Genomic DNA, 11,436 nt, shown 5'->3' on the forward strand with positions numbered 1-11,436 from the left:
TATCCGCCGGCCGTATCAGGGCCGTGTGGGCCACGGGGGAGGGGGCGGTTCCGATAGGGGATGAGACGGAGCCGTCCCCAAAAAAGGGGAAAATGTGTTCGACCATCTCGAAGTTGTCATCAGTAGACCGCTCCATTCAGGTGAGAAGCCTGGGTATCCGGCCTGCCAGGCGCAGCGCCGGCAACTGGTCCAGCAGAGCGTCCAGGCCGTGCGTATGGGGAGCGACCCGCGCTTTGTGAAGCTGCGTAAACGATTCATTCGTCAATTCGCTGTCCTCGCCGTCCTTTTTCTCGGTTTGTATCTCGGCTATATCTTCCTCACCGCATTCGCGCGTGATTTCATGGCCGTCCGGGTCGCCGGGTCCATCAATGTCGCGCTAATTCTCGGCGTCCTCCAGTTCGCGTCGACCTTCCTGCTGGCCTGGGGGTACGGCCGCTGCGCCGCGCGCGGCCTCGATCCGCTCGCCGCCGAACTGCGCATCGAGAAGGCGGAGGAGAGCGCCGCCCGTCACGGCCGGGTGGTGCGGCCGTGACGACCGGACAGATCTGGACCATCGGACTCTTCGCGCTGTTCTCCGGGGTCACGCTCGCCGTCACCGTCCGCGCGGGCCGCGGGGGCGGGGGCGCCGCGGACTTCTACGCGGGCGGCCGCGGCTACGGCAGAACCCAGAACGGCCTGGCGCTGACCGGCGACTACCTGTCGGCCGCGTCGTTCCTCGGCATCGCCGGGACCATCGCGCTCAACGGCTACGACGGCCTCCTGTACTCCGTCGGCTTCCTCGCCGCCTGGCTGCTCGTGCTGCCGTTGTCGCAGCTGGTGCGCAACACCGGACGCTTCACCATGGCCGACATCCCGGGCTTCCGCATGCGCCGCGCGCGGGTGCGCCTGGCCTGCGCCGTCTCCACCGTCACCGTCTCGGTCTGCTACCTGCTGGCCCAGATGGTCGGCGCGGGCGCGCTGGTCACCCTCATGCTCGGCTTCGACCAGGGCGAGTCCCTCCTGGGCATGGACGCGGCCGCGGCCCGCACCGCGGCCATCGTCACGGTGGGCGTCCTGATGATCGCCTACGTCATGTACGGCGGCATGCGGGCCGCCACCTGGCTGCAGATCGTCAAGGCCCTGCTGCTGCTGGCCGGGACGGCCCTCATGGCGGCCGCGGTCCTGGCCGTGTTCGGGTTCGACGTCAGCGGCCTGCTCGGCGCGGCCGCCGAGGCCAGCGGAAAGGGCAGGGCGTTCCTGGAACCCGGGCTGCGCTTCGGACAGGACGTCCCGGGAGACCCGGTGCGGACCATCGTCAACAAGCTCGACCTGCTCAGCCTGGGTCTGGGCCTGGTCCTGGGCACGGCCGCGCTCCCGCACATCCTGGTCCGCTTCTACACCGTTCCCGACAGCCGGACCGCGCGCGGCTCGGTCAACCGCGCCATCGCGCTGGTGGGCGGGTTCTACCTCATGACGCTGGTGCTGGGCTTCGGCGCGGCCGCGTTGGTGGGGCCCGAGCGGATCGCCGCCCAGGACCCCTCCGGCAACACCGCGGTGCCCCAACTGGCGCGCGAACTCGGCACGATCCTGGCCGGCCCGGTCGGCGGCTCCATCATGCTGGCGTTCGTCTGCGCGGTCGCCCTTGTCACCATCCTGGCGGTCATCGCGAGTCTGACGCTGGCCTCCTCCTCGTCCCTGGCACACGACTTCTTCGGCCACGTGCTGATGCGGGGACGGCCCAAGGAGTCCCAGGAGGTGGGGGTCGCGCGGTTCTCCGCCGCGCTCATCGGGGCCCTGGCGATCCTGCTCGCGGTCTTCGCCCAGGACCTCAACGTGGCCTTCCTGGTGGGCCTGGCCTTCGCGACCGCGGCCGCGGCGAACCTCCCGGTCATCGTGCTGTCGATGTTCTGGTCCCGGTTCAACGGCAGGGGGGTGGAGGCGGGCGTCTACGGGGGGCTGCTCTCCTCCCTGCTCCTGGTCACCCTGTCCCCGGTCATGTCCGGGAAGGTCGGCGCGTCCGGCGAGAACCTCTCGCTGCTGCCCGCCTGGATCGACATCCAGGTCTTCCCGCTGGAGAACCCGGGCCTGGTGTCCATCCCGATCGGTTTCGCGTGCGCGGTCGTCGGCGCCCTGTCGTCGCCCGAGCGCAACTCCGTCCGCTACCGGGAGCTCCAGGTGCGCTCCCTCACCGGGACGGGGGCACACTGAGGCGCGGTCCCCGTCGGGGAGCCCGGTCCACGGGAACGGGGGCGCGGCGGTCCCACCGCGCCCCCGCGGTGGACGGGAGACCCCCGGAAACGGGAACGTTTTACGGAAAGCCCTTTCCTGTGCGTGTTCGCCGTGTTACGTTCTGCTGGCGATCGACGGACTGGGAGCGCTCCCGCATCTCTGGGCTCCTCCCCCTCCGGGAGAGGACGACCGCCGGCCGCGCGGACAGAGGACCCGTCACTTCCCCCGGCCACCTTCGGCCCGCCCCCTGGCCGAACGGCACTCGTGAGGAGTCAGCACATGCAGCACCGTCCCCCCACCGGCGGCACCCGAAGGCCAGGGAGGCCCCTGGCCGCGGCCGCCGCACTGGCCCTGTGCGCCACGGCGGTCGCCGCCGCGGGCGGCCCCGCGAGCGCGGCCGCCGGATGCCGGGTCGACTACGGCACCAGCCAGTGGAACAACGGCTTCACCGCCAGCGTCGACATCACCAACCTCGGAGACCCGGTCGACGGTTGGACCCTGGAGTGGGAGTTCCCCTCCGGGGAGCGGCTGACCCAGGGCTGGGGCGCCGAGTTCGCCTCCTCCGGCGCGGGCGTCACGGCCTCCAACACCTCCTGGAACGCCGAGATCGCCACCGGTGCCACCGTCGGCATCGGGTTCAACGCCACCCACACCGGCACCGTGGGAACCCCCTCCTCCTTCACGCTGAACGGCGTCGTGTGCACCGGCGGGACCGGCTCCGAGCCCGACCCCGACCCCGATCCCGACCCCGGTGGCACGGAGGACCCCGACGGCGCGCGCCAGACCGAACGGCTGGACCGCGGGCTGGTCAGCGTCCGCAGCGGCGACGGGAACCTGGTGAGTTGGCGGCTGCTGGGCGGAGACCCCCGGGACGTGGCGTTCAACGTCTACCGGGGCTCCACCAGGCTCACCCCCGCCCCGCTGGCCTCGGCCACCTCCTACCTGGACACGGGCGCGCCGGCGAACGCCTCCTACACGGTGCGCCCGGTCGTCGACGGCGTGGAGCAGGCCGCCTCGCCCGCCTCGCTGGCGTTCTCCGACGGCTACCTGGACGTGCCGCTGCAGCGGCCCCCGGGCGGCAGCGTGAACGGCTCGTCCTACACCTACGACGCCAACGACGCCAGCGTCGGCGACCTCGACGGCGACGGCGCGTACGAGATCGTGCTCAAGTGGGAGCCCGCCAACGCCAAGGACAACTCCCAGTCCGGCTACACCGGACCGGTCCTGATCGACGCCTACGAGCTCGACGGCACCCGGCTGTGGCGTCTCGACCTGGGCCGCAACATCCGCGCGGGCGCGCACTACACCCAGTTCCAGGTGTACGACTACGACGGCGACGGACGCGCCGAGGTGGCGATGAAGACCGCCGACGGAACCCGCGACGGCATGGGCGCCGTCATCGGCTCGGCCTCGGCCGACCACCGCAACTCCTCCGGCTACGTGCTGTCCGGCCCGGAGTTCCTCACCGTGTTCGACGGGCGGACCGGCGTGGCCCTGGACACCGCGGACTACGTGCCCGCGCGCGGCACGGTGTCCTCCTGGGGCGACAGCTACGGAAACCGGGTCGACCGCTTCCTGGCCGGGACCGCCTACCTGGACGGCGAGCGCCCCAGCATGGTGTTCTCGCGCGGCTACTACACCCGGACCGTCATCGCGGCCTGGGACTTCCGGGACGGGCGGCTCACCAGGCGCTGGACCTTCGACACCAACAGCTCCACCAACACCGGGCAGGGCTACGACGGCCAGGGCTTCCACTCCCTGTCCGTCGCCGACGCCGACGGCGACGGCCGCGACGAGGTCATGTTCGGCGCGATGGCCGTGGACGACGACGGCACCCGGATGTGGACCACCCGCTACGGCCACGGCGACGCCCTGCACGTGGGCGACCTCGTGCCCGGACGGTCGGGCCTGGAGGTGTACGGGGTGTCCGAGAGCGCCTCCCAGCCCGACGCGTGGCTGGCGGACGCGCGCACCGGCGCCACCATCTGGCGCACCGCGTCAGGCGACGACAACGGGCGCGGCGTGGCCGGAGACGTCTGGTCGGGCAGCCCCGGCGCGGAGTTCTGGTCGTCGAGCGTGGACGGACTGCTCGGCGCCGACGGGAGCAGCGTGGGCCGCAAGCCCGGATCGGCCAACTTCCTGGCCTGGTGGGACGGCGACCCGAGCCGCGAGCTCCTGGACCAGACCCGAATCGACGAGTACGGACCCGGCGGCGACACCCGCCTGCTCACCGGATCGGGCGTGGCCTCCAACAACGGCACGAAGGCCACCCCGGCGCTGTCCGGCGACATCCTGGGGGACTGGCGAGAAGAGGTCGTCTGGCGCACCGGTGACAGCTCGGCGCTGCGGATCTACTCGACGCCCCACGCCACCGACCGGCGCCTTCCCACCCTGATGCACGACACGCAGTACCGGGTGGCGATCGCATGGCAGAACACCGCCTACAACCAGCCGCCCCACCCGTCCTTCCACATCGGCGACGGAATGGCGTCCCCGCCCTGGCCGGACATCCACTACCCGTGACCGGTTCCGTGCGGTGAGCCGCCGAGGGGAACCCCGCCGACGCGGTCGGCGAGGACGGGTGCGGGTCGAGGCCGCTCCCGTCGAAACGACCCCGACATCCCCATCATGAACCAATAGATCTTGACGTCAGCGTTCTGCAGAACGGACAGAATCGGACGCTGACGTCAAGATCGTCGAGGGAGGCGGCGCGGAGCCCTCCTTCGAGGGGCCCGCGGCCGTTTCCGTGTAACGGGGGTGGTCAGTGCCCCGGCACGTACAGGCCCGGCGGCAGGGCGCTCGCGGCCGCGTGGTCCAGCAGGAACAGCGTCCGGGAGCGCCCGCGCGCGCCCGCCGCGGGGACCTGCACCGGACCCGCCTTGCCCAGGGCCAGGTGGACCGCGTCGGCCTTGGACTCACCCGCCGCCAGCAGCCACACCTCGCGCGAACCGCGGATGGCCGGCAGCGTCAGGGAGACCCGGACGGGCGGCGGCTTGGGGGAGCCGTGCACCGCGACCACGGTGCGCTCGGTCTCGTACATCGCCGGAAGCTCCGGGAACAGCGAGGCCACGTGCGCGTCCGGACCCACCCCCAGCAGGCACACGTCGAACGGCGGCGCGTCCGCGCCACCGCCCGCGGCGGCCCGCAGCTCCTCGGCGTAGCGCCGCGCGCCCGCCTCGGGGTCGTCGCCGTCGGGCCCGCCGGGCGCGGGCATCACGTGCACCCGCTCGGCCGGGACCGGGACGTGGTCCAGCAGCGCCGCGCGCGCCTGCGTCTCGTTGCGCTCGGGGTCGCCGGCGGGCAGGAACCGCTCGTCCCCCCACCACACGTCCACGCGGCGCCAGTCGATCGCGTCGCGCGCCGGGGCCTTCGCCAGCTCGGACAGCACCGCGATCCCGATGCCGCCGCCGGTCAGTACGACGGACGCGGTCCCGCGCAGCGCCTGGGCGTCCACCAGCCGGGTGACGATCCGCGCCGCCGTGGCCTTCGCCAGCAGGTCCGCGTCGGACTGCACGACGACCGTCGGAGGGTTCACGACCTTGCTCATACCCCGGCCTCCGCACCGCTGAGCCGCGCCGCCATGGACCTGGCGGTGCGCTCGTACATCTCGTCGGCGTCCAGGCGGCGCAGCTCCTCGGAGAGGAACTCCGACACCCGCCGCCGCGCCAGCGCAACCGTCTGGTCGGGCTGGTTCGGCCGCCGCAGCGTGGCCACCCGGCCGTCCTTGCGGCTGATCGCCACGGGGCCGTCGTCGGTGATGAGGGAGGCGCCGGTGATCCCCGGACCGCTGGACTCCCTGCGCTCCACCGGCACCTCCAGCTGCTGGCCCAGCCAGGCCGCCAGCAGGTCGGCGGTGGGGTAGTGCGGTTCGGCCTCGATCTCGGCGGCCGTCACCCAGCCGCACGACTGGTCCATGGTCGAGGCCAGCAGTGAACGCCACGGGGTGAGCCGGGTCCAGGTCAGGTCGGTGTCGCCGGGCGTGTAGTGCTCGATCCGGCGCAGCAGGTCGGCCACCGGGTCGGCGGCGCGCTGGGCGTCGGTGATGCGCCGGTGCGCGAGCATGCCCACCGGGTCCGAGGCCGGGTCGGCCGGGCCGACCCCCGGCCACCACGCCACCACCGGGGCGTCGGGGACCAGCAGCGGGGTGACGACGGAGTCGGCGTGGCCGCCGAGCGGCCCGTACAGCCGCAGCAGCAGCGCCTCGCCCGGTCCGGCCGTGCCGGGACGGCGGATCTCGGCGTCGATCGCGGGCTCGGCGTCGGGGTCGCGGCGGATCAGCGCGATCACCCGGCTGGGGTGCTCGTGCCCGGCCTCGGTCGCCGCGAGCACCGCGTCGTAGTGGTCGGCCTCGTCGGTGACGATGACGAGGGTGAGGACGAGGTTCATCGCGCCGCCGCCGACGCTGCGCCGTTCGGTGGCCAGCGCCTCGGCGATCTGCGAGGTCGTGGTGCGCGGAAGGTAGAGCGTCATCGGTCCTCCCCGGGGTGGGCCGCCGCCGCGGCGTCCACAGGCTCAAGGTTTCTCTGGCGGGCGCTTGTCGAACGGTGGTGGACTCGGGAGTGGGGGACCGAGTCTCTCCCCCTGCCCCGGGGGGTCCCCGGGCCCGGCGGCGTGTGCGCTCGCGGTGTCACGGTCTGCGCCACTGACGGCCGTCCCGGGCCAGGAGCTCGTGCGCGGACCGGGGGCCCCAGGTGCCCGACTCGTACTGCTCGGGCTGGCCGTTCTTGGCCCAGTGCTCCTCGATCGGGTCGAGGATCTTCCACGACAGCTCCACCTCCTCCTGGCGGGGGAACAGCGGAGGGTCGCCGATGAGCACGTCCAGGATCAGCCGCTCGTACGCCTCGGGGCTGGCCTCGGTGAAGGACTCGCCGTAGCTGAAGTCCATGCTCACGTCCCGCACCTCCATGGAGGCGCCCGGAACCTTGGAGCCGAACCGCAGCGTCACGCCCTCGTCCGGCTGCACCCGGATGACCAGCGAGTTCGCGCCCTGCTCTTCGGTCTCGACGTGGTTGAAGACCTGGTTCGCGGTGCGCTGGAAGACCAGGGCCACCTCGGTCACCCGCCGCCCCAGCCGCTTGCCGGTGCGCAGGTAGAACGGAACCCCCGCCCACCGGCGGGTGTTCACGCCCAGCTTGATCGCCGCGTAGGTCTCGGTGATGGAGTCGTCGGGGATGCCCTCCTCCTCCAGGTAGCCGACCACCGACGCGCCGCCCTGCCACCCGGCCGCGTACTGCCCGCGCGCGGTCCCGGCCTCCAGGTCGTCGGGCAGCCGCACCGCCGAGAGCGCCTTCTCCTTCTCCGCGCGGATGGCGTCGGCGGTGAAGGACAGCGGCTCCTCCATCGCCACCAGCGCCAGCAGCTGGAGCAGGTGGTTCTGGATGACGTCGCGCGCCGCGCCGATGCCGTCGTAGTAGCCGGCCCGGCCGCCCACGCCGATGTCCTCGGCCATGGTGATCTGCACGTGGTCGACGTAGCCGCGGTTCCAGATCGGCTCGAACAGGGTGTTGGCGAACCGCAGCGCCATCAGGTTCTGGACGGTCTCCTTGCCCAGGTAGTGGTCGATCCGGAACACCGACTGCGGCGGGAACACGTCGTCGACGACCGCGTTGAGGTCCCGCGCGCTCTCCAGGTCGTGCCCGAAGGGCTTCTCGATGACGACCCTGCGCCACGAGTCGTCCTCGGACTCGGCCAGCCCGCACCGCTTGAGCTGCTTGACCACGGTCGGGAACAGCTTGGGCGGCAGGGACAGGTAGAAGGCGTAGTTGCCGCCGGTTCCCCGGCTGGCGTCCAGCTCGCGCACGGTCCGCGCCAGGCGGTCGAACGAGTCGTCGTCGTGCAGCTCGCCCTGGACGAACCGCACCCCCTCGCTGAGCTGGCGCCACACGTCCTCGCGGAAGGGCGTGCGCGCGTGCTCGCGCACCGAGTCGTGCGCCAGCTGCGCGAAGTCCTGGTCCTCCCAGTCGCGGCGGGCGAAGCCCACCAGACCGAACCCCGGCGGCAGCAGCCCCCGGTTGGCGAGGTCGTAGATGGCGGGCAGCAGCTTCTTGCGGGCGAGGTCGCCGGTGACCCCGAACAGCACCAGCACGCTGGGGCCCGCGATCCGCGGCAACCGCCGGTCCAGCACGTCGCGCAGCGGGTTCGGCACCGCGCCCGGCATCACCGGTTCTTTCACCTTCGGCTCTTTCCTAGTAGTGGTGTCGGGCGGCCGGGTCCGGCGCCGTCCCGGCTCCGCCGGAGCCGGGACGGCGCCGGAGCGTCAGGGCCGGACGGCGCCCAGCGCCCGGCTCAGTTCCTCCAGGCCCGCGACCCGGTCGCGCAGGTGCAGGCGGATGGCGGGACGGCCCCGCTCGGCGAGCGCGCCGAAGTCGCCCAGCGCCTGGGCGAGCTGCAGCCGCGCGAACGAGTACGGTCGGCCCGGCACCGGCAGGTCCTGCGTGACCTCACCGGTGATCTGCGCGAACACGCCGTTGGCCGGTCCGCCCTTGTGGTACTGCCCGGTGGAGTGCAGGAAACGCGGCCCCCACCCGAAAGTCACCGGGCGGGGAGTCAGCGCGGCGAGGCCGGAGCGCACCGTGGCGGCGCGCCCGTCGCCCTCGGCGTCGCGGTCCAGGTACGCCATCACGGCCAGGTAGCCGTCCTCGGGGACCGAGCGCACCAGGGCCTGCAGCACCGCCGCCAGATCCTTGGCGTCGCCCAGCAGCGCCGGGTCGGACGCGTGCACCTCCACGGCGCCGTCCACCAGCAGCGGGGCCCCCGTGGGCAGCGTCCCGTTGTTGGAGGACTCCAGCAGCGCCTTGGTGTTGTCCTTGGACTCCTGCACGTTGGGCTGGTCGAACGGGTCGATCCCCAGCAGGCGGCCCGCCACCGCGGTGGCGTACTCCCAGGCCAGGAACTGCCCGCCCAGGGGGCCCGTCACCAGGGTGTCGGCGGTGTCCGCCCCGGGCGCCGCGTCCTCGCCGTAGACCACCAGGTGGGTGTCGGGTCCGGGCGTGAACCCGGGCGCGTCCACGCCCTCCACGACCACCGGCAGCAGACCGGTCCCGCTCTTGCCGGTGGACTCGGCCACCAGCTGCTCGATCCAGTCGCCCAGCCCGGCCGGGGTCCGCCCGGCAAGCACGACCTTGTCGTGCCCGCCGAACCCGCCCAGGACCGCGCCCAGCGCCAGCGCCGGGTTGTCGTCGTCGGCCAGCGTCGCGGCGACCGCGGCGGCCTCGTCCAGCAGCGCCTCCACGTCCACCCCGGCCAGGGCGCTGGGAACCAGGCCGAACGCGGTCAGCGCGCTGTACCGGCCGCCCACGTCCGGGTCCGCCAGCACGGTCTCGTAGCCGCGCTCGGCGGCGAGGCCGGCCAGCGGGGACCCGGGGTCGGTGACCACGACGACGCGCTCGGCCGGGTCGATCCCGGCGTCGGTGAACGCCTGCTCGAACGCGCGGCGGTGGCTGTCGGTCTCCACGGTCCCGCCGCTCTTGGACGAGACCACCACGACCGTGCGGGCCAGGTCCGTCCCGATCGCGCGGCGCACCTGGTGGGCGTCGGTGGTGTCCAGGGTGACGAGGTCGGCCCCGCGGCTCGCGGCGATCACCTCGGGGGCCAGCGAGGAGCCGCCCATCCCGGCCAGCACCACCCGGTCCAGCCCGGCGGCGCGCTTGGCCTCCGCGATCTCCCTGATCCGCGGCAGCAGCGCCCGGGAGCTCTCCGCGAGGTCGACCCAGCCCAGCCGGACCGACGCCTCGGCCTCGGCGCCCGGGCCCCACAGGGTGGCGTCCTTGGCGGCCAGCCGGGCGGCGACGCCGTCGGTGCCGAGCGTCTCCAGAGCGGTCCGGGACGCGTCGCCCGCCGCGCCGCGCAGGGTTACGGTGAGGCCGCCGGCCTGTACCTGATCACTGCTCAAAGCGATGGTCCTTCCTCGTCTCACACGGGTTTCCCGCAATTGTGTCCGGCAGGGCCGCGCCGAAGGAAATCCGGGAAACCGCGCGGCCGCCGGTCAGGCGACCGGCCCCGCGAGTTGGGCGAGGGTTCGGGCGCCGTTCACCGTCGGCTCCGACCTCGGACCCCCCGACGCGTGGGAGGAGTTCCACGCGGTGAGGGGCCCGGATCGGGGACGGGCCTCAGGCGTTGGCGTCCAGCTGCTGGGAGACCCGCGTGAGCAGCTCGTCCCAGGACTTGGCGAACTTGTCCACGCCCTCGTTCTCCAGCACCCTCACCACGTCGTCCAGATCCACCCCGACCGCCGCCACCGCGTCCAGGTCGGCGCGCGCCGACCCGTAGTTCGCGCGGACGGTGTCGCCGGTGATCTCGCCGTGGTCGGCCACCGCCGACAGCGTGGCCTCGGGCATCGTGTTCACCGTGTTCGGCGCGACCAGCTCGGTCACGTACAGGGTGTCGGGGAGCTCCGGGTCCTTCACCCCCGTGGACGCCCACAGCGGGCGCTGCGCCCGGGCACCGGCCGACTCCAGCGCCGCCCAGCGCTCCCCCGAGAAGACCTCCTCGTAGGCGGCGTAGGCCAGGCGCGCGTTGGCGATCGCCGCGCGGCCGCGCAGCCCCACGGCCTCCTCGGTGCCGATCTTCGTCAGCCGCTTGTCCACCTCGGTGTCCACCCGGCTGACGAAGAACGACGCCACCGACTGGATCGTGGACAGGTCCCGGCCCGCCTCGCGGGCCCGCTCCAGGCCGGTGAGGAACGCCTCCATCACCGCGCGGTAGCGCTCCAGCGAGAAGATCAGGGTCACGTTGACGCTGATGCCCTCGGCCAGCGCCGCGGTGATCGCGGGCAGGCCCTCCACCGTCGCGGGGATCTTGATCATCAGGTTCGGCCGGTCCACCAGCCACCAGAGGGCGCGCGCCTCGGCGATCGTGCGCTCGGTGTCGCGCGCCAGGCGGGGGTCGACCTCCAGCGAGACGCGTCCGTCCACACCGCCGTCGGCGTCGTAGACCGGGCGCAGCACGTCGGCGCCCCAGCGGATGTCGTAGGCGGTGATGGCGCGTACGGCCTCGTCCACCGACACCCCGCGCACCGCGAGGTCGTGCAGCTGGGCGTCGTAGGCGTCGCCCTCACTGAGGGCCTTGGCGAAGATCGTCGGATTGGAGGTGACCCCGACGACGTTGCGCTCGGCGATCAGCTCGGCGAGGTTGCCGCCGCGCAGCCGCTCCCGGCTGATGTCGTCGAGCCAGACGGCCACACCGGCGTCGGAGAGGTTCTGAAGTGGGCTGCTCATTGCTCGTCGTTCC

Annotated in this window: 8 protein-coding genes; 3 read left to right on the forward strand and 5 right to left on the reverse strand. The window is 72.9% G+C overall.

Annotated features, from left to right (window positions below; genetic code table 11):
• The first annotated feature begins 94 nt into the window (after positions 1-94).
• From EV190_RS18945 to EV190_RS18955, 3 genes are all read left to right on the forward strand, one after another.
• Complete coding sequence (locus tag EV190_RS18945) at positions 95-532, forward strand: DUF485 domain-containing protein (protein WP_243742670.1); 438 nt, start codon at positions 95-97, stop codon at positions 530-532.
• Positions 529-2,187 carry a solute symporter family protein gene (locus tag EV190_RS18950; RefSeq protein ID WP_133742937.1) on the forward strand — a complete coding sequence of 553 codons (1,659 nt, stop codon included), beginning with the start codon at positions 529-531 and terminating at the stop codon, positions 2,185-2,187. The genes EV190_RS18945 and EV190_RS18950 overlap by 4 nt, the downstream gene beginning before the upstream one ends.
• A gap of 300 nt (positions 2,188-2,487) precedes the next feature.
• Entirely contained in the window at positions 2,488-4,731 is a 2,244-nt protein-coding gene (locus EV190_RS18955; RefSeq protein ID WP_133742938.1) for a rhamnogalacturonan lyase family protein, read from the forward strand.
• Positions 4,732-4,969: 238 nt separating this feature from the next.
• On the opposite strand, the gene pgl is transcribed toward EV190_RS18955, so the two are convergent.
• From pgl to tal, 5 genes are all read right to left on the reverse strand, one after another.
• A complete protein-coding gene (gene pgl, locus EV190_RS18960; protein WP_133742939.1) occupies positions 4,970-5,755 on the reverse strand; it encodes a 6-phosphogluconolactonase in 786 nt (261 codons plus the stop codon).
• Positions 5,752-6,678, reverse strand: coding sequence for a glucose-6-phosphate dehydrogenase assembly protein OpcA (locus EV190_RS18965; RefSeq protein ID WP_133742940.1), 927 nt, complete (start codon positions 6,676-6,678; stop codon positions 5,752-5,754). Before EV190_RS18965 ends, pgl begins: the two co-directional genes overlap by 4 nt.
• Positions 6,679-6,835: 157 nt before the next feature.
• Positions 6,836-8,365 (reverse strand): glucose-6-phosphate dehydrogenase, encoded by a 1,530-nt coding sequence (gene zwf / locus EV190_RS18970; protein ID WP_133742956.1) that lies wholly within the window; start codon positions 8,363-8,365, stop codon positions 6,836-6,838.
• A 99-nt stretch (positions 8,366-8,464) separates the two neighbouring features.
• Positions 8,465-10,099: a glucose-6-phosphate isomerase gene (locus tag EV190_RS18975; RefSeq protein WP_133742941.1), complete on the reverse strand. Its 1,635-nt coding sequence runs from the start codon at positions 10,097-10,099 to the stop codon at positions 8,465-8,467.
• Between the two features lie 217 nt (positions 10,100-10,316).
• Positions 10,317-11,423: a transaldolase gene (gene tal, locus EV190_RS18980; RefSeq protein WP_133742942.1), complete on the reverse strand. Its 1,107-nt coding sequence runs from the start codon at positions 11,421-11,423 to the stop codon at positions 10,317-10,319.
• Positions 11,424-11,436 lie beyond the last annotated feature (13 nt).

Source organism: Actinorugispora endophytica (assembly GCF_004363075.1).
GTDB lineage: Bacteria > Actinomycetota > Actinomycetes > Streptosporangiales > Streptosporangiaceae > Actinorugispora > Actinorugispora endophytica.

Coding starts and splice junctions, on each gene's coding strand:
- EV190_RS18965 (WP_133742940.1), bottom strand. CDS start 6,678: ATGACGCTCTACCTTCCGCGCACCACGACCTCGCAGATCGCCGAGGCG.
- EV190_RS18955 (WP_133742938.1), top strand. CDS start 2,488: ATGCAGCACCGTCCCCCCACCGGCGGCACCCGAAGGCCAGGGAGGCCC.
- tal (WP_133742942.1), bottom strand. CDS start 11,423: ATGAGCAGCCCACTTCAGAACCTCTCCGACGCCGGTGTGGCCGTCTGG.
- pgl (WP_133742939.1), bottom strand. CDS start 5,755: ATGAGCAAGGTCGTGAACCCTCCGACGGTCGTCGTGCAGTCCGACGCG.
- zwf (WP_133742956.1), bottom strand. CDS start 8,365: ATGCCGGGCGCGGTGCCGAACCCGCTGCGCGACGTGCTGGACCGGCGG.